The sequence below is a fragment of the Streptomyces gottesmaniae genome (assembly GCF_031845845.1).
GTDB lineage: Bacteria > Actinomycetota > Actinomycetes > Streptomycetales > Streptomycetaceae > Streptomyces > Streptomyces akebiae.
The window spans coordinates 56,374-75,064 of record NZ_JAVRFJ010000047.1 but is presented as its reverse complement, the minus strand read 5'-3'; the positions used below and the strand labels follow the sequence as shown (position 1 = coordinate 75,064).

The window sequence follows — 18,691 nt, the reverse complement described above, 5'->3', positions numbered from 1 at the left end:
TGACCAGCGGTCCTAGACGCTCAGGGGAGGTCTGTCACCTGAGGTGCCGTCAGTGCGGCAAGGGCCCCTGACGCCTTTCTACCGTCTCCGCGCGAGGCGGCGCCGCAGCAGTTCTTCACACCTCGGCCACGGCGCCGCGCCGTCTGTGAAAGAGGGACTGCCGCGAGGGGGGTCACCTGCGGATTCGACCGTTCCGGCTGCCGTTCCCGGCCGCCGGAAGCGCACGATTCACGCCATCGCGCGCCGTGTTGCCTCGTGTCAACGCCTGGTGCGGCAGGGGCGAGTGGGGTGCGAAAGGGGCGAGGTCGCACACGCTGGGCACGACGCGCTCCAGGAACATTCACACCACGAGGGGCGGAAAGCGGCCAGGGTCGACCGCCGGTCATGCTTTGACTAAGCTTTAGACTTCAATGGAACGATGGGGAAGGCCGGTGTGAGAACCTACTCGACGGCGCCCCGTTGAGCCGAGCTTGCCCGAACTCCCTGCTCTGTACGGGAGTTGACTCAGCGTATGCTCTGCCTCATCTCCCGGGGACTGACGCCGTAGCGCCGCCGGAAGGCCGTGCTCAAGGCACTCGCGGAGGAGAAACCGGCGGAGTAGGCGAGATCCGTGATCGTCAGATGCTCGCACTCCGCGCACAGTAAGCGGTCCCGCACCAGACGCAGCCGCTCCTCCCGGATCAGCTCGCGGGGCGTGGTGCCCGCCTTCTGCAGAGCCAGTTGGATCTGGCGCAGCGACCAGCCGAGGGCGCGCGCCACCGCCGTACCCGTGAGGTTCGGATCGGCCGCGTGGTCACGCACATAGCGGCGGACCATCGCCTCCACCTCGCCCAACTGCCCCGGGGCGTCCGGACGGTCGTCGCCGGCGGCCAGCATGCACACCAGCTCCACCACCCGGTCGGAGACGGCGTCGAACTCCGGGTCGGTGAGGTGCTCGCGCTCCTCGTGCAGCCCGGTCAGCATCGAGCCGACGATACGGCCGAGACCGGTCGCGAGGTTCAGCCCACTGGCCACCGGCGACCTGTTGTTGAGCCGGCCGTCCACCTCGCGGGCCGGGATGGTGAGGATGAACGCGTCGATGGCGTCGCTCTGCAGGCACTGGAACGGTGACGCGAAGGTGACCAGCGCCGCCGTGCCCGGGGTCAGCCGGGCCTCCTCGCCGTTCTGGCGCAGCACGATCTCGCCGCTCGTCGGCAGCAGCAGCCGGTAGTCCTCGTCCGGATCCTGACGCACCTGGCGCATCGTGCGGGTGTACTCGATCTCGTCGGACCGGTACTTCACCAACTGGTACGTGTCGCTGCGCTGCCGCACGGTCTCACCGCGGAAGTTCTCCGACCGCGCGTATCTGAAGCCCATCCGGGACTGGTACGAGCCGATCTGCTCGGTCCAGAAGTCGGCGCGCTCACGCGGGGCCAGCTCCTCGGTGGTCAGCGCCTCGACGCTGTAACTTCCCGCGGGCAACGCTCCCCTCCCCTATGTGCCGGGCCCCCGACGACGTCCTCGTTGTCTCTTACGGTCCTTTACGGTCCTTCGAACGGAAATCTTCAACTTCTGCTTGATCAAAGATGGTTACCGTCCGGTCGAACTCGCAGGGCACCCTAGCGTGGCAAGCGGTTGCCGTGCCGCCCCGACCGAGGGGCCGAATATGCCGGGCGAAACCTCGCCACTCGCATCACGCCCCTTGCGCCACTCGTGCGCCCTGTGACAACTTCCCTGCGCGTCACGGAAAGTATCCGCACGGTCGCGCCGCTAGCGTCGTGCGCTCCGTCAACTCCCGCCGGCGTCCCGGGAACCCCCGACGCCTGGGGACTTGTGGACGTTAGGACTCGTGCTTCATGACCGAACCGATATCGCAGGCGGTGACCTGGGCCCTCGCGGTGGCCCTGCTCGCCACCGCCGTACTCCTGCTGCGCCAGCACGGGATCACCAGGCGCCAGCGCGCGAGGAACGCGGTCCTGGCCGAGGACGTGCGGGCCCGGGAGGAGGAGCTGCGCCATCTGGTCACGGTCCGCCTGCCGGCCCTCGCCGACCATCCCGGCCAGGCCGTCCCCGGCGTCGGGCCGCTCGACGGCCGCCTCGCCGGTACGGAGTTCGGCAAGGGCCTCGACGAGGTGCTCGCCCGCTTCTCCGGTGCCGTCGAGCACGCGCAGCACCGCGCCGACCAGTCCGCCAAGGCCGCCCTCAAGGCGTCCATGCGCTCGATCCAGGCCCTCGCCAACGAGCAGCAGATGTCCATCTCCGAGATGCAGGAGCGGCACGACGACCCCGACGTGCTGCGCGACCTCCTCGAAGTCGACCACACCAACGCCCAGTTCGGCCGACGCGCCCAGGCCATCGCCGTACTCTGCGGCTCCTGGCCGGGCCGGCAGCGGGCCACCTCCCCGCTGGTCGAGGTCGTCCGGGGCGCCACCTCGCGCATCCGCGACTACCGGCGTGTCCGCGTCCACGGCCGGGTCGACCTCGCGGTGGAGAGCCGTGCCGTGGAACCGGTCGTCCTCGCGATCGCCGAACTCCTCGACAACGCGGCCCGGCACTCCCAGCCCAACACCACCGTCGAGGTGAACGTCCAGAACGTGCACAACGGCGCGTGCGTGGTCATCGACGACGCCGGCGTCGGCATGGACGCCCACGCCGTGCGGCGCGCCACCCGGCTGCTCACCGGGGACGACCGGGTGGACGTCACCCGACTCGACGACCCGCCCCAGTTCGGCTTCGCCGTCATCGGGATGCTCGCCCGCCGCTACGGATTCACCGTCTCCGTGGACACCCGCTCGCCGTACGGCGGTGTCCGCGCCGTCGCCTTCCTGCCCACCGCGCTGCTCACCCACCTGGAGCCCGCCGCCCCGGAGCCACCGATCGACGTGACGCCCGTGACCGGCACCGCCCCCGGCCCCCGCCCGGCCACCGTCGAGACCGCGCCGGCCGACACCACCGAGGGCGGACTGCCCAAGCGCCGCCGACGCACCCCGAGGCGGACCACCGCCCCCGAACCGGAGCCCGCGGCACACACCGAGGAGCCCCCCGGCCGATCGCCCGAGGAGAACGCCCGCCTCATGGGCGCCTTCGCCCGCGGCACCCGATTCGGCCGGGCGGCGGGACGCATCCTCGACGAGGAGGAGTACGTCCCCGACCGCGACCGCGACCGCGACCGCGACCGCGACCGCGACCGCGACCGCGACCGCGAGCGCGCCTCCGCCGACGCCGCCGCCGACGCCGCGTCGCCCACCCCCCACGAGAACGAAGGGACCCCCCACGCATGATCGAGCCCACGAACAACGAGCTGGGCTGGATGCTCGACGACGTGCTGAAGGTCCCCGAGGCGCGGCACGCCATCCTGCTCTCCGCCGACGGCATGCTCCGTGCCCACTCCGCCGACATCGACCGCGACGACGCCGAGCGCCTCGCCGCCGGGCTCTCGGGACTGCAGTCCATCAGCCGCAGCACCTCGGAGTTCTGCGGCCCCGCCGACCGCCCGTGGCGACAGACCCTGATCGAGTTCGGACACGGCTTCGTCTTCCTCGTCGCGGCCGGCGAGGGTGCCTACCTCGCGGTCTCCACCGGCGACGAGGTCGACATGGAGGCGGTGACGTACCGCATGCACAAGCTCGTCGACCGGCTCGGCAAGGAGCTGACCAGTCCGGCACGGCTGGACACGGGCAGCAGGGCATGACCCCCCGCCGGCCCCGGGGGCGACTGGTGCGGTCGTACGTCGTCACCGACGGCCGCGCCCACCCGACCCGCAACACCCTGGACCTGGTCACGCTGCTCGTCGCCGCGACCGATCTGCCGCTGACCGGCCTCAACCCGGAGAAGCGCCGGGTGATGGACCTGTGCCGGCCCGGTTCGCTCTCCCTGGCCGAGGTGGCGAGCCACCTGGAACTGCCGGTCAGCGTGACGAAGGTGCTGGTCGCCGACCTCATGGACAGCGGCCACATCGTCACCCGCGCACCGTCCCCCGCGATCGAATGGACGCACGCGGGGGGACCCCCGGCGGCCGCCCGGCCGTCCGACGCGAAAATCCTCCAGGAGGTCCTCGATGGGCTCCGCGCCCGCCTCTGACGACGTCTATCTGCGGCCCACGGTGCGCACGGCCGCCAAGCTGCTCGTCGTCGGTCACTTCGCGGTCGGCAAGACCACGTTCGTCGGCACGCTCTCCGAGATCCGGCCGCTGCGCACCGAGGAGGTCATGACCGAGGCCGGCGCGCTCGTCGACGACCTCGCCGGCACCCGCGACAAGACCACCACCACGGTCGCCATGGACTTCGGCCGCCTCACCCTCGACGACTCCCTGGTGCTGTACCTGTTCGGCACCCCCGGTCAGCAGCGCTTCACCAAGCTCTGGCAGGACATGACCCGCGGTGCCCTCGGCGCGCTGGTCCTCGCCGACACCCGCCGGCTGTCCCACTCCTTCGACGTGATGGGCGTCCTGGAGGAGCTGGGCCTGCCGTACGCCGTCGCCGTCAACGACTTCGACGGCGCCCCCGTGCACGAGCTGGGGGAGGTGCGCGAGGCCCTCGACCTGCTGGACGAGACGCCGCTGGTGCGCTGCGACGCCCGCGACCCGGACTCCTCCACCCGGGCGCTGATCGCCCTCGTCGAGTACCTCCTGAGCCGCACGACCGAAAGGGAGCCCGCGTGACCCCCGCATCACCGTCCGGTCCGCCCCCGGGCTGTCCGGCCCACCGGCCCATGTACGGGCCGGAGTTCGCCGCCGACCCGGCCGCGTTCTACCGGGCGGCGCGCACGACCGGACCGACCGCACCCGTAGAGCTGGCCCCCGGCGTACGGGCCACCCTCGTCACCTCCTACGACGCGGCCCTGCACGTCCTGCGCAGCACCGAGACCTTCTCCAAGGACCCGCGTCGCTGGAACGACCTCGCGGACGGCACCGTCCCCCCGGACAGCCCCGTCGTCCCGATGATGATGTACCGGCCCAACGCCCTGTTCTCCGACGGCGAGGAGCACCGGCGGCTGCGCGGCGCCATCACCGACAGCCTCGCCCGGGTCGAGCCCCACACCCTGCGCGGCTACGTCGAACGCAGCGCCGACACCCTCATCGACCGGTTCGCGCCCACCGGCAAGGCCGACCTCCTCGGCGAGTACGCCCAGGTGCTGCCCCTGCTCGTCTTCAACCACCTCTTCGGCTGCCCGGCCGAACTGGGGCTGAAGCTGGTCGAGGGCATGTCCGGCATCTTCGACGGGGTGGACGCCGAGCGCGCCAACGAACTGCTCGGCACCACGCTCTTCGAACTGGTCACGCTCAAGCGGAAGCAGCCCGGGCCGGACGTGACGTCGTGGCTCACGCTGCACCCGGCGGAGCTCACCGACGAGGAGATGATCCACACCCTCGTCGTCCTCATGGGCGCGGGCACCGAGCCGCAGCAGAACCTCATCGCCAACGGACTGCGGCTGCTGCTCTCCGACGACCGCTTCGCCGGTGACCTGTCCGGCGGCAGCCTCCCCGTCGAGGACGCCCTCGACGAGGTGCTGTGGACCGATCCGCCGATGGCCAACTACGCCGTGCACTACCCGAAGCGGGACGTGGTGTACGAGGGCGCACTGCTGAGGGCCGGTGATCCGCTCGTGGTCTCGCTGGCCGCCGCCAACACCGATCCTGCCCTGACCAACGAGCAGCGCACGGGCAACCGGGCCCACTTGGCATGGAGCGCCGGCCCGCACAACTGCCCCGCGCAGAGCGAGGCCCGGCTGATCGCCTCGGTGGCGGTGGAGAAGCTCCTCGACCGGCTGCCCGACGTCGACCTCGCCGTACCCGTGGAGGCGTTGGAGTGGCGTCCGGGCCCCTTCCACCGGGCCCTCGCCGCGCTCCCGGTGACCTTCCCGCCGGCGGCCGTCGTAGGCGCGCGGGCCCAGCCCTCCAGGCCCGCCGCGAGCGGCCCACAGGGGCCGTACGGTGTCGCCCCGGCCGCCCGGGAGCCCGATCCCACCCGCCCGAGGAACGGCTGGACCCGCCTGCTGTCCTGGTGGCGGGGCGAGTAACCACGCTGTGCCCGACGGGCGGTGGCGCGCCCGTCGGGGGGTGGCGTGCCCGACGGGGGGTGGTGTGTCCGTCGGGGGTTGGTGTGTCCGTCGGGGGGTGGTGTGTCCGTCGGGCGGTGGCGTGCCCGTCGGGGGCAGGTCCCGTGCAGCGGTGGCGTGTCGTGCGCGGCGGTGGTGTGTCGCGTCGGTCGGGGTGGGGGACGTGGCGTCGGTGCCGGTCCGTCAGGTGGTGTCGGCTTCGCCGGGCCGGTGTGGGCAGTTTCGGCGGGCGCTGTCTGCTGTGTCCTTCTGGTGGTGGTCGGGACCCATCGGGTGGTGGGCGGGTGCGGACTCAGTCCGTCGGTGGTGTGTCGCGTCGGACGGTTTGGAGGCCGTCGCGTCGGTGCCGGACGGTCAGGTGGTGTCGGCTTCGCCGGGCCGGTGTGGGCAGTCTCGTCAGGCGCTGCCTGCTTGTTCCTTCTGGTGGTGGCCCGGCGCCGTTGGGTGGCGGGCCGGTGCGGACTCCGTCCGGCCGTGCGGGCCCCCTCGGACGGAGTCCGACCCCGTCAGGCGGTGCGGACCGGGAGGTGGCGGTGGCCGTTGGAGATGAAGGACTCCACGTGTCCCAACTGCTCGCTCGTGACGGCCAGTTCGAGCGTCGGGAACCGGGTGAAGAGCGCCGGGAGCGCGATGCGGGCCTCCAGTCGGCCGAGCGGGGCGCCCAGGCAGTGGTGCACTCCGTGACCGAAGGCGAGGTGTTCCTTGTCGGCCCGGGTGACGTCGAAGACGTCCGCGTCCTTCCCGTGGCGTTCGGGGCTGCGCCCGGCGGCCGCGTACGCGGCCAGGATCGGCTCGCCCCGCGCGATCACCACACCCTCCGGGCCGCCGAACTCGGCGAGGACGAGGTCCTCCACGGCGTAGCGCAGCGGCAGGCTCGCCACCGGCGCCTGCACCCGCAGGGTCTCCTCGATCACGTCGTCCCAGGTCGCCCGACCCTCCCGGACATGGGCGAGCTGCTCGGGGTGGGTCAGCAGGGCGTGGACGGCCTGGTCGAGGAGGTTGACGGTGGTCTCGTGCCCGGCGCTGATCATCAGCACCAGGGTGTCGATCAGCTCCTGCTCGCTGAGCCGGGCGTCGTCCTCGTCGCGGGCGGAGATCAGCCCGGAGGCGAGGTCGTCGCCGGGCGTCTCCCGCTTGGTGGCGACGAGGTGGGCCAGCACCTCCTGCAACCGCCCGTACGCGGCGGACATCTCACCGGGGTCGGCGGAGGTGTCGAAGATCTTGTCCACCAACTCCCGTAGTTCCAGGCCCCGTTCCTCGGGAAGTCCGAAGAGGTCGGTGATCACCTGGATGGGCAGCGGGTAGCAGAGTTCCTCCCGCAGATCGACGGACCCCCCGCGCCGGAAGCCCTCCTCGATCCGGTCCAGCAGCCCCTTGGTGATCGCCTCGATACGCGGCTGGAGGGCGTTGGTGCGGCGCGCGGTGAACGCCTTGGCGACCAGGGTGCGCAGCCGCCTGTGGTCCCCGCCGTACGCGGTGAACATGTTCTGCACGGCGACCCAGGTGAACAGCGGCCACTCCGGGGTGATCTCACCGGCGGCGAACCTCGGCCAGTGCTGTCGCGCGTCCTTCGACACCCGAGGGTCGGTGAGCAGCCGCTTGAGCAGCTCGGGGCTGCTGACGGCCCAGGCCTCGACGACCGGCGGCCCCGGCAGCACGACCCGGGTCGCCGGACCCGTGTCGCGGATACGGGCCGCCTCACCGTGGATGTCACGGCCGGTGGGGTCGATCACTAAGGGCGGGTGGCCCATGGGGTCCTCCTGGGTCGAAGACGGTCCGACAGCGCAACGTGCAAGCCCGGTCACGCTACGGCTCGGTGGCGTGGCCGGGCGAGATCGTGCGTCGCGCGCTGCGTACGGCGGCAACTTCCCTGCGCGTACTCGCAAGTCGACCGCCGGGGCCGCTCCTAGGATCGGGCTCACCCCCCACGAAGAGCCGGTGAGTGCCATGACGGTCAGCAGGGCCCCGCGCTGGATGTGCTCCTACAGTCCCGAAGTACGCACCGTGCCCGCCGGGCGCTGGTGGAACGCCGTACGGGTGCCGGTGTCCCTCGGCACCCTCGCCCTGGAGGCCCTCGGGGACGAGAGCGGCGCCATCATCAAGGACGGCTACGGCGGCATCATGTACTGGCTCGTCCCTCCGGGCGACGCGTCCGCCTGGCGCCTGCCCGACGTCCAGGTCCTCGGCCGGGGCAGCCATGTGGCCGTCCCGCCCCTGCGCCGCACCGCGGGCCCCGGCCTCTACTGGCGCGTCCCGCTCACCCACGACACCTACTGGACGAACACGGCCCGCCTGCGCACCGCCCTGACGGACGCGGCGGCAGCGGCCGCTCTGTGAACGCCGGACCCCGCGTCTCTCGAGGACGCGGGGAACTGCGCAAGGGAACCACGACCGACCGGGACTCCAGGAACGACGACGACTACCCGAGTTCCGCGGCGTGCCTTTCCGACGGCTTCTCGGACAGCTTCTCCGCCCGCTTCGCCGAACGCTTCTGACGAGGTTCCTGATCGGGCAGCCAGCCGAAGGCCAGCGTGCTGCCCACCGCCCCCATCAGCAGCCCCACGACGAAGCCGCCGATGTTGGACGTGAGCCACGTGCCCAGGGAGAGCATGATCCCGAGGATGGAGTAGAACAGGCGCTGCGCCGGATTGAAGATGATCAGCAACCCGCACACGATCATCAGCGAGGGCAGGAGATAGCCCGCCAGCCCCTGCATCCCGATCTTCAGGATGACCGGGAGCGGCGCCTTCATGGTCACGAGGATCTCGGCGCCGCCCAACGCCAGCAGCAGACCACCGGCGAACGGCCGGTGACCCCTCCATTCCCGGAAGCCGCCCACTAGTCGCAGCCCTCGCTCTCGAACCTCATGTGCAGGTCGGGGAGCTTGAAGACGGCCGCGGTGGCGGCGTAGTTGTGCTGGTACAGATCGGTGATGACGACCGAGTCGGCCTGCTGGCCGTAGACACCGGGCTGACCCTTCTGGTCCACCTTGTCGAACGTGCTGGAGTCACGGCCGATCTCGATGTTGTTGAACGAGGCGTCGCCCGAGATGTCGTCGGAGTCGATCGCCAGGTTCTTCACGCTCACCGGCGTGCCCTTGTTGCCGGCGGTGAGGACCAGCTGGATGCCGCCGAGGTCGACGCTCTGGCAGAGGTTCGTCAGTTTGCCGTTCTTCACGACCGAGGTCACCACCAGCACCTGACCGCCGGTGTCGCCCTCGTTCGGGCTGTTCTCGATCATGTGGTCCAGCGCGCCGAACTGGGCGAAGCCCTCACCGTCGAGCTTGTCGGCGGTGACCACGAACGGCATGCCGGAGATGGCGAACTGGACACCCAGAGCGCCCTGCGCGGTCAGGATCATCAGTCCGGCGGCGACCGCCGTGGCCGGCACCGCCATCACCGCGGCGCGCTTCAGACGGACCCGCCCGCGTCTTCCTGACGCTTCGGGACCCTCGGGTCTTTCGTTGGTGGACGCCGTGGCGTCCGAGGACGAGGCCATGTGTGCTCCCTGGACTTCCAAGTCATTGCAGTTGGGGCAACGGCACGTTGTCCTGGCGCGGACAGCGGTTGCGGCGCACGCCTGAGAGCACCTCCCGAGGTGCAAGGGCTTACTTGCTACGCCGCAGTAGCCATTCGGGAAGTTACCGGTGGTTACATTCAAGGGTCAAGGTGCTTGTGGCAAAAGGATGTTGGTTGTGCTCTCCCTGTGAAAGCTGAACATCTCTCACCTTTGGTTTTGCCTCCGGAAGGCGCTGAATCCGGCCAACCGCGAAGTGGTCGGCTGTCATCAACTTCCTTCTGGTGTATTGACGTTGACTCTTCATCAGGTCTACAACTCTCCCGGGTTTCCCCCACGGATCCGTGGCGCCGGATCCGACGCGCAGCGCCTGTCACCGTCCCGAACTCCCCGTCGCCGACGGGGTGTGGGTGAGCACCTGAACACGCTGCGCGGCCCACGCGGCACCACCCCTCGCCGCGGTGCCGGGCACGGTCGCCTTCCCCTCCACCGGGCCGTGCTCCGGTCCCCGGCTGTCGCTGTCGATCCGTCACGTACGGAGAAGGCGTGCCACGGATCGACAGCGACCGTACGGCGCCCTGCGGCATCGCCGCGTTCCCCCACGCGAACGGTGACCACTCGCGCGCACCCACCGCGGCCCACGCACCGTCGAGGGCTGCTCACCCGCACCTCGCGAGGGCCTTGTCGGCCCTCACATCCCGAGAAGAGGCACCCCCATGCGTACGCGATCCCTCCTTGCCCTCGCCGCCGGCACCGCCGCCCTGATGGTGTCGGCCATCAGCCCCGCCTCCGCCGCCGACACCGTGCTCACCACCGGCGGTCCCGCCGGCGACGCGGTCGCGGTCGGCGACGTCCTCAGCGCCTCGCTGGCCTCCGGCACCGCCGCCACGTTCTACTCCAGCGCGACGGGCACGAGCGGCGTCTCCTGTGCCGCGTCGAACTTCACCGCCACGGTCACCGACAACCCGGCGGCGCCCGGCACGGCCACCGAGACCGTGGACGCGCACACCTTCGGCAGCTGCACCAGCAACGTCTTCGGTGTGACCGGCGTCAACAGCGTCACGGTCAACAACCTGCCCTACACCACCACCGTCACCTCGGACGGCGTCGTCACGGTCAGCCCGTCCGCGGGCTCGGTCCTGCAGACCACCGTCGTGCTGCGCACGCTGCTGGGCACCATCAACTGCGTCTACCAGGCGCCCAGCATCACGGGCACCTCCGACAACACCGACAACAGCATCAACTTCACCGCCCAGGCCTTCACCAAGACCTCCGGCTCCTCGCTCTGCTTCGCCAACGGCTACTTCACGGCGAAGTACGCGCCCGTCACGGACACCACCCAGGGCGACACGACGGTCTTCACCAACTGACCGCGCAAGCAGGCCGGTCACCGGTCCGGCGGTCGGTGACCGGCCCGAGGCGCTGATCGGTCGCCCGATCAGCGCCTCGATCGGCGGCGCGGTCGCTTGCCCGATCAGCCGTCGACGCGAGAGCGGCGCCCACGTCCGCGGAGGTGGAGGGCGGCGCCCACGGTGAGCACCAGGACCGTGGCGCCGCCCGCCAGCAGCGGTACGGAGGTGCCGCTCTCGTCGCTCGTGGAGGCGACGGGGCTGCCGGGGTCGGCCGCCCGCGCGTCACCCCCGGCGTCGTCGGGTTCGGCGGCCGGTGCCTCGGTGGACCGCGTCGGCGCCGCCGTGCCCGGTGTCAACTTCTCGTCGCCCGCCTTCTCGTCGCCCGCCTTCCCGGCGGTCGGGTCCGCGGCCGCGGTCTCCTCGTTCCCGGCCGGCTTCCTCTCCGAACTCCCGCCGCCCGCACCGGAGTCGGCCTGCTTCGCCGCCGGGAACACCACGTCCGAGCACGAGTAGTAGGTGTCGACCGTGCTCGTGTTCTGCCAGATCGTGTAGAGCACATGGTGCCCGGTCCGATCGGCCGGCAGTTTCGCCGAGAACCGGTACGAGCCGTCGCGCAGCGGCGGGTCGGTGAGGGAGGCGAACGGCTTCTCGGGCAGATCGGACCACTTCAGCGGCTTCGTGGGGTCGTACCCCGGCTTCGTCAGGAACAGCTTGAAGGTCCCGGTGTGCGGGATCGTCGACCGGTACGTCAGATTCAGCGTGGTGCCGGGGGAGAGGCGGGTCGAGGGCCAGTCGGCGCGGGCCAGGTCGAGCCCCTTGTAGGCCGCGAGCCCCCCACTGCACAACCGCCCGTCGGGGACGACCTCCCGGTCCCGCCCGTTCACCCCGGCGATCCGCATGTTGTCCCACGCGGTGAAGGGCGCCCCGTTCGCGGCGACGGCCGCCTCGCACGCCGCCGAGGCCTGGCTGCCGCCCTCCGGCGAGCACGCCGAGACCCGGCTCACCGGGTCCGTCGGCGCACCGTGCGCCCAGGCCGGTCCGCCGGCACCCACCGTGAGAAGCAGAGGGGCCACCACGGTGGCGGCGGCGGTCGTGACGACGGCGCGGCGGCCGGTGCCACGACGGCCGTCGGCGCGGCAACCGGTCGTGCGGCGGGCGGTCGCGCGGCGGGCGGACAAGCGGTACATCCGGTACGTCCGATCCATGGGGGTCGAGTGGCTGACGGTCCACGGTGTCGTACGGGACCCACGGGTGCCGCGTTCAACGGCCCGCCCCTGTTCGACGGGTCGGATCCGGCCATGCGCGGTGCGGCGGCAGAGGTTCGGCAAACCCGGCGAAGCGGCACATCGGACCCCCGACTGCCGGGCGGCATAGGGGAGTTCCCCGGGGGTCGAGGGTTTTCCCCGTATCCCCATGACCTGGGCTTTGCCTACTGTCATCGCACAGCTGAACCACAGGTAACCCCTGGTGGGCGGCTCGCGCCTGGCCGGTCTTTGCGCCATCCCTTTCTGGACCCCCCGCCGCTTCGATGAAGAAGCGTTTTTCTGCCGCTCCTCCCCTGACATGAGCAGGCCACGAAAGGCGAAGCCCTTGCGTACTTCTCCCTCTCGCACCGCAGGACGGAAGCTCATATCCGTCGCCGCGGTCTCCGTCGCCCTGGTGGCGGGCATGACCTCCTCGGTCGCCGTCGCCCAGGCCCCGTCCGCGAAGGCCGACGCCGCCCCCGCCGTGGCCGGTGCCGCCGAGGCCGCACCCGGCACCGTCGCCGAGCGCCTCATCGTCGGCTACAAGTCCGGCGCCGCCGAGGCCACCTCGAACAAGGCGGCCGACGCCGACGCCGCGGCCAAGGGCAAGGAGGCCGGCGAGAGCCTCGACTTCCAGCGCCGGCTCGGCAGTGGCGCGGCCCTCGTCGACCTGGGCGAGGACCTCACCAAGACGGACGTCGCCGACGTCATCTCGGAGTACCGTGCCGACCCGCAGGTCGCCTATGTCGTCCCGGACCGCCTGAACAAGCCGCAGGCCACGCCGAACGACACCGAGTACACCAAGCAGTGGGACCTCTACGAGTCCACGGCTGGCATGAACCTGCCCGGCGCCTGGGACAAGACCACCGGCACCGGCGTGACGGTCGCCGTCATCGACACCGGTTACGTCGCCCACTCGGACCTCGCCGCGAACATCGTCGGCGGCTACGACTTCATCGCCGACACCACCGTCGCCAACGACGGCAACGGGCGTGACAGCAACCCGGCCGACCCGGGCGACTGGACCGCGGCCAACGAGTGCGCCGCGGGCGAACCGGCCAGCACCTCCTCCTGGCACGGCACCCACGTCGCCGGCACCATCGCCGCCGTCACCAACAACAGCAAGGGTGTCGCCGGTATCGCCTACGGCGCCAAGGTCTCCCCGCTACGGGTCCTCGGCAAGTGCGGCGGCTACGACTCCGACATCATCGACGCCATCACCTGGGCGTCCGGCGGCACCGTCTCCGGCGTGCCCGCCAACACCAACGTCGCCAAGGTCATCAACATGAGCCTCGGCGGCAGCGGCGCCTGCACCACCGCGACCCAGACCGCGATCAACGCCGCTGTGAACCGCGGCACCACGGTCGTCGTCGCGGCGGGCAACAGCAACGCCAACGCGGCCAACTACTCGCCCGCCAGCTGCTCCAACGTGATCTCGGTGGCGGCCACCAACCGCGCCGGCGCCCGCTCGTACTACTCCAACTTCGGCTCGGTCGTCGACATCGCGGCCCCCGGCGGCGAGACCCGCACCGTCGAGACCGGCGGCATCCTGTCCACGCTGAACGCCGGCACCGCCGGCCCGGGCAGCGAGTCGTACGACTACTACCAGGGCACCAGCATGGCCGCCCCGCACATCGCGGGCCTCGCCGCCCTGCTGAAGTCGGCGAGCTCCGCGCTGACCCCGGCCCAGATCGAGTCCGCGATCAAGACCAACTCGCGTGCTCTGCCCGGCACCTGCTCGGGCGGCTGCGGCGCGGGCCTGGCCGACGCGGCCAAGACGGTGCAGGCGGTGACCGGTGGCTCCGGCGGGGGCTCCACGGGGGGCACCACCTTCACCAACACCACGGCCGTCTCCATCCCGGACAACGGCGCGGCGATCGAGTCCTCGATCTCCGTCACCGGCCGCACGGGCAACGCGCCCTCGGCCCTCCAGGTCGGCGTGGACATCACCCACACCTACCGCGGTGACCTGGTCCTGGACCTGGTGGCCCCCGACGGTTCGACCTACCGCCTGAAGGCCTCCAGCTCGGACTCCGCCGACAACCTGGTCACCACCTACTCGGTGAACGCCTCCAGCGAGGTCGCCAACGGCACCTGGAAGCTGCGTGTCCAGGACGTAGCCGCCGCGGACACCGGCCGGCTCAACAGCTGGAAGCTGACCTTCTAGTTCCGGGCCGCCAGGCCCGAGGTCCCGGCTGACGGCCGGGCCGACCGACCGCCACCCCCCACTGCCGGCGGCCGACCGATGCGAGCGGGCATCGGTCGGCCGTCGGCCCATGCGCGCCGGGCGTTAGCGTGTGCGTATGGCTACAGAGAAGTTCGAGGGGACCGGGCCGGGCCGGGGCCGTTCCGGGGGAGCCCACGAGGACCCGGCCGCCGGGGTACCCGTCGCGGCGGCGGCCGGTGCGTTCGGCGCGGCCCCGGTGGTGACGGCGTGCCCCCGCTGCGGTGCCACGGGCCCGGCGGTGCGCACGGTTCCCGAAGCCTGCGCCGCCCCCGACTCCCCGGCCTCCGGTCTCTCCGACCGGCTGGCGAAGGCCCCGGGCACGCACACGCGGTTCGACAGTTTCGCGCACTTCCTGGAAGGCATGGTCCTGGCGGGTATCGGCGCCGGCCTCGCCTACAACGGCGTACAGGACGACAAACCCCACTACACGATCGGCGGCGCCGTCCTCACCGCGCTGCTCCTCGTCGGCACCCTCTGGGTGATCCGCGGCGAGTCCCGCGAACGCGCCGCCGTCGCGGCGGGCAGGCCCCGCGCCGAAGAGCTCTGGCAAGCCGCCCACCACTGCGCGTCCTGCGACAGCGTCTTCTACCCCACCGGCAGCCCGTGGCCGGGCCCGCTGACGACGGACCAGTTCAGGAAGTACGTCTGGACCGAGGCCGGCTACGACCAGCAGATGGACGAGCGGCTGAGGACGGTGGAACTCCCGCCCCGGGCCCCCGCCGACCCCACCGGTCCGCTCGGCCCCACCGCCCCCGGAGGGACTCCCGGTCATGCCTGACACCGCTCCCGTGATCGACTGCGCGGACCCGGCCTCCTTCGCGCACAGTGTCCTCGCCGAACGGCACCCCGCCCTCGTCCGCAAGGTCCAGGACGCCACGCCCTACGGACCCGAACAGCGCCGCGCCCTCGACGAGTTGCTGCACGAGACCCTCCACGGCACCGTCGAAGCACCGGCCGACGACGCCTGGTGGGACACCTGGAACGCCCGCCGCCACGCCGGCCGCTCCTGGTTCTCCCTCCCCTTCCTGGCCGCCGAGAGCTGCTTCTACCGTCGACTCCTGCGCGCCGTCGGCTACTTCGACCCCGGCCCTTGGCAGGGAGTCGACCCGTTCCGCCCCTTCAAACTGGCCGAACTGGACACCCCCGAGGCCGCCGCCGAACTGGCCGCCCTCGGCCCCCTGTCGGAACAACCCCTGCCCGACCAGCTCAGCGCCCTCCTCCACGGCTCCCTCTGGGGCAACCGGGCGGACCTCGGCTTCCGTCTCCAGAGCACCGAGGGGACGGCGGTCGACTCCCCTCTGGTCGTGGACGACAGCGACGCACTGCTCACGCTGCTGACGGGAACGGCCCCCGGCCCGCACGCGCGCGGCACCGGCCCCGCCGGCAGGACCCTCTGTCTGGTCGCCGACAACGCGGGCCGCGAACTGATCCCCGACCTCCTGCTCGTCGACCACCTCCTCACCCACGGCCACTTCGACCGCGCCCTGCTGCACCTGAAGCCGTACCCGTACTTCGTCTCGGACGCCACCACCGCCGACACCCTCGACGCGGTGCGCCACCTGGTCGCGGCGAAGACCGACGCGGGGCACCGCCTCCACACCGCCCTCTCCGAAGGCCGCCTGACCCTCCGCGCCCACCCTTTCTCCTGCGCCCCGCTGCCCTACGCGGACATGCCGGCCGACCTGCGCGCGGACTTCGCCTCCGCCGACCTGACCCTGATGAAGGGCGACCTCAACTACCGCCGCCTGGTGGGCGACCGCCTCTGGCACCCCACCACCCCCTTCACCGACGTCACTTCCTACTTCCCCGGCCCCGTGGCGGCCCTCCGCACCCTCAAGTCGGACGTCGTCACGGGCCTGACCCCCGAAACGGAGACCACCCTCACCACGACCGAGGGCCGGGGCTGGCGCACCAGCGGGACGAGGGCCGTGATCCAGCTCAGGACCTGACGGATGGGAGGTCCGCCTTCTCACCGGGCGCGGGGACCGCGCGACCAGCCCCCATCGCGCCCCCGCACAGGGGGTGAAACCAGCGAGGTTCACGCGATGGTGTGATCATGTGCCCCTGTCCGGATGCCCGCCGGAGGTCACGGGTAGGGCCCGGCCATGACGCAGCCGTTCGAACTCCCGCACTTCTACCTGCCGTATCCCGCGCGGCTGAACCCCCACCTCGAAGAGGCCCGCGCACATTCCTCCGCGTGGGCCCGAAAGATGGGCATGCTGGAGGGCTCCGGCGTGTGGAACCAGGCGGACCTGGACGCGCACGACTACGGCCTGCTGTGCGCGTACACCCACCCCGACTGCGACGGTCCGGCGCTCTCGCTCATCACCGACTGGTACGTGTGGGTGTTCTTCTTCGACGATCACTTCCTGGAGCTCTACAAGCGGTCCCAGGACCGCGCCGGCGGCAAGGCACACCTCGACCGGCTCCCGCTCTTCATGCCCCTGGACCTCTCCACCCCCCTGCCGGAGCCGCGGAACCCGGTGGAGGCGGGCCTCGCCGACCTCTGGGCGCGTACGGTGCCGTCGATGTCGATGGACTGGCGCCGTCGTTTCGCCGTGGCCACCGAGCACCTGCTCAACGAGTCGATGTGGGAGCTGTCCAACATCAACGAGGGCCGGATCGCCAACCCGGTCGAGTACATCGAGATGCGCCGCAAGGTCGGCGGCGCACCCTGGTCGGCCGGTCTCGTCGAGTACGCGACCGCCGAAGTCCCGGCCTCCGTCGCGGGATCGAGGCCGCTGCGGGTCCTGATGGAGACGTTCTCCGACGCCGTCCACCTGCGCAACGACCTGTTCTCGTACCAGCGGGAGGTCGAGGACGAGGGCGAGAACAGCAACGGCGTCCTCGTCCTGGAGACCTTCTTCGGCTGCGGCACCCAGCAGGCCGCCGAGACCGTCAACGACATCCTGACCTCCCGGCTCCACCAGTTCGAGAACACCGCGCTCACCGAAGTCCCCGGCCTGGCGCTGGAGAAGGGCCTCACCCCGGCCGAGGTCGCCGCCGTCGCGGCCTACACCAAGGGGCTCCAGGACTGGCAGTCCGGCGGCCACGAGTGGCACATGAGGTCCAGCCGCTACATGAACGAGGGCGCCACCTCCGCACGCGGCCCGCTCGACCTCGGCGGCGCGGTCCTCTCCGCGCCCGCCCTGGTGGCCCGAGCCGGGTTCGGCACGTCCGCCGCCGACGTGGGGGCCCTGCTCGCGACCGCCGCGGCGGAACGGCTGCGCGCCCATGTGCATGTGCCGTACCAGAAGGTCGGGCCCTCGCGACTCCCCGACTTCTACATGCCGTTCGAGGTCGAGCTCTGCCCCCACCTGGACGGCGCCCGTCCCCGCCTCACGGCGTGGACGCACGCGATGGGCATGCTGAGCGAGGGAGTCTGGGACGAGGAGCGGCTCGCCGCCGCCGACCTGCCGCTCTGCTCGGCGGGCCTCGACCCGGACGCGACCCCGGAGCAACTCGACCTCAGCTCCGCCTGGCTGGCCTGGGGCACCTACGGCGACGACTACTACCCCCTCGTCTTCGGACACCGCCGCGACCTCGCCGCCGCACGCCTGACCACCGCCCGGCTCTCCGACTGCATGCCCGTCGACGGTGAGCAGGTCCCGGTCCCGGCCAATGCCATGGAACGGGGCCTCATCGACCTCTGGTCCCGCACGACGGCGGCGATGACCCCCGACGAGCGGCGCGGCCTGAAGGCGTCCGTCGACAAGATGACGGAGAGCTGGGTGTGGGAGGTGTTCAACCAGATCCAGAACCGGGTCCCCGACCCCGTCGACTACCTGGAGATGCGACGCGCCACCTTCGGCTCCGACCTCACCCTGAGCATGTGCCGGATGGGCCACGGCCCACAGATCCCGGACGAGGTCTACCGCAGCGGACCCGTCCGCTCCCTGGAGAACGCGGCCATCGACTACGCGTGCCTCGTCAACGACGTCTTCTCCTACCAGAAGGAGATCGAGTACGAGGGCGAGGTCCACAACGCGATCCTCGTCGTGCAGAACTTCTTCGGCTGCGACTACCCGACCGCGCTTGGGGTGATCCACGACCTGATGACGCAGCGGATGCGGCAGTTCGAGCATGTCGTCGCCCATGAACTCCCGGTCGTCTACGACGACTTCGCGCTGTCGCGGGAGGCCCGCACCATCATGGACGGCTATGTGGCCGACCTGCGGAACTGGCTGTCCGGCATCCTCAACTGGCACCGGCGCGTCGACCGGTACAAGCCCGAGTTCCTCGCCCGCCGGGCCCACGGCTTCGTCCCGGACCGGCCACCGGTGCTGTCCTTCACCCCGGCGCACGCCCGCTGAGCG

Annotated in this window: 16 protein-coding genes; 11 read left to right on the top strand and 5 right to left on the bottom strand. The window is 71.3% G+C overall.

From position 1 onward, the window contains the following. Positions 1–504: 504 nt before the first annotated feature. Positions 505–1,461 carry a helix-turn-helix domain-containing protein gene (locus tag RM704_RS38110; protein ID WP_033529366.1) on the bottom strand — a complete coding sequence of 319 codons (957 nt, stop codon included), beginning with the start codon at positions 1,459–1,461 and terminating at the stop codon, positions 505–507. A 374-nt stretch (positions 1,462–1,835) separates the two neighbouring features. Between RM704_RS38110 and RM704_RS38105 the strand changes: the two genes are divergently transcribed. The 5 genes from RM704_RS38105 to RM704_RS38085 are packed head-to-tail and all read left to right on the top strand — an operon-like array spanning position 1,836 to position 5,997. Further along, the gene (locus RM704_RS38105) at positions 1,836–3,260 is read left to right on the top strand and encodes an ATP-binding protein (RefSeq protein ID WP_033529365.1); all 1,425 of its coding nucleotides are present in this window, start codon (positions 1,836–1,838) and stop codon (positions 3,258–3,260) included. After that, positions 3,257–3,670 (top strand): roadblock/LC7 domain-containing protein, encoded by a 414-nt coding sequence (locus RM704_RS38100; RefSeq protein WP_033529364.1) that lies wholly within the window; start codon positions 3,257–3,259, stop codon positions 3,668–3,670. Before RM704_RS38105 ends, RM704_RS38100 begins: the two co-directional genes overlap by 4 nt. Continuing rightward, a complete protein-coding gene (locus RM704_RS38095; RefSeq protein ID WP_033529363.1) occupies positions 3,667–4,059 on the top strand; it encodes a DUF742 domain-containing protein in 393 nt (130 codons plus the stop codon). The genes RM704_RS38100 and RM704_RS38095 overlap by 4 nt, the downstream gene beginning before the upstream one ends. After that, positions 4,037–4,639 (top strand): GTP-binding protein, encoded by a 603-nt coding sequence (locus tag RM704_RS38090; protein ID WP_033529362.1) that lies wholly within the window; start codon positions 4,037–4,039, stop codon positions 4,637–4,639. The genes RM704_RS38095 and RM704_RS38090 overlap by 23 nt, the downstream gene beginning before the upstream one ends. 50 nt (positions 4,640–4,689) lie before the next feature. Next, positions 4,690–5,997, top strand: coding sequence for a cytochrome P450 (locus RM704_RS38085; RefSeq protein ID WP_033529361.1), 1,308 nt, complete (start codon positions 4,690–4,692; stop codon positions 5,995–5,997). A gap of 545 nt (positions 5,998–6,542) precedes the next feature. Here the strand turns inward: RM704_RS38085 and RM704_RS38080 are convergent. Next, entirely contained in the window at positions 6,543–7,787 is a 1,245-nt protein-coding gene (locus RM704_RS38080) for a cytochrome P450 family protein (protein ID WP_033529492.1), read from the bottom strand. Positions 7,788–7,983: 196 nt separating this feature from the next. Between RM704_RS38080 and RM704_RS38075 the strand changes: the two genes are divergently transcribed. Beyond that, the gene (locus RM704_RS38075) at positions 7,984–8,373 is read left to right on the top strand and encodes a hypothetical protein (protein ID WP_033529491.1); all 390 of its coding nucleotides are present in this window, start codon (positions 7,984–7,986) and stop codon (positions 8,371–8,373) included. An 82-nt stretch (positions 8,374–8,455) separates the two neighbouring features. On the opposite strand, the gene RM704_RS38070 is transcribed toward RM704_RS38075, so the two are convergent. Next, positions 8,456–8,875, bottom strand: coding sequence for a DUF6114 domain-containing protein (locus tag RM704_RS38070; RefSeq protein WP_311592447.1), 420 nt, complete (start codon positions 8,873–8,875; stop codon positions 8,456–8,458). Next, positions 8,875–9,534: a DUF6230 family protein gene (locus tag RM704_RS38065; RefSeq protein WP_033529490.1), complete on the bottom strand. Its 660-nt coding sequence runs from the start codon at positions 9,532–9,534 to the stop codon at positions 8,875–8,877. The genes RM704_RS38070 and RM704_RS38065 overlap by 1 nt, the downstream gene beginning before the upstream one ends. A 734-nt stretch (positions 9,535–10,268) precedes the next feature. Here RM704_RS38065 and RM704_RS38060 point away from each other — a divergent pair. Next, entirely contained in the window at positions 10,269–10,922 is a 654-nt protein-coding gene (locus RM704_RS38060; protein ID WP_033529489.1) for a hypothetical protein, read from the top strand. A gap of 104 nt (positions 10,923–11,026) precedes the next feature. On the opposite strand, the gene RM704_RS38055 is transcribed toward RM704_RS38060, so the two are convergent. After that, on the bottom strand, positions 11,027–12,091 hold the full coding sequence (locus RM704_RS38055) for a lytic polysaccharide monooxygenase auxiliary activity family 9 protein (RefSeq protein ID WP_033529488.1): 1,065 nt from the start codon (positions 12,089–12,091) through the stop codon (positions 11,027–11,029). 403 nt (positions 12,092–12,494) lie between these two features. On the opposite strand from RM704_RS38055, the gene RM704_RS38050 reads away from it, so the two are divergent. From RM704_RS38050 to cyc2, 4 genes are all read left to right on the top strand, one after another. Beyond that, entirely contained in the window at positions 12,495–14,315 is a 1,821-nt protein-coding gene (locus RM704_RS38050; protein ID WP_033529487.1) for a S8 family peptidase, read from the top strand. A 136-nt stretch (positions 14,316–14,451) separates the two neighbouring features. After that, complete coding sequence (locus RM704_RS38045; protein WP_311592443.1) at positions 14,452–15,153, top strand: hypothetical protein; 702 nt, start codon at positions 14,452–14,454, stop codon at positions 15,151–15,153. Further along, the gene (locus tag RM704_RS38040) at positions 15,146–16,324 is read left to right on the top strand and encodes a damage-control phosphatase ARMT1 family protein (protein ID WP_033529486.1); all 1,179 of its coding nucleotides are present in this window, start codon (positions 15,146–15,148) and stop codon (positions 16,322–16,324) included. The genes RM704_RS38045 and RM704_RS38040 overlap by 8 nt, the downstream gene beginning before the upstream one ends. A gap of 156 nt (positions 16,325–16,480) precedes the next feature. Further along, positions 16,481–18,688, top strand: coding sequence for a germacradienol/geosmin synthase Cyc2 (gene cyc2, locus RM704_RS38035; protein WP_033529485.1), 2,208 nt, complete (start codon positions 16,481–16,483; stop codon positions 18,686–18,688). The last annotated feature ends 3 nt before the right edge of the window (positions 18,689–18,691 follow it).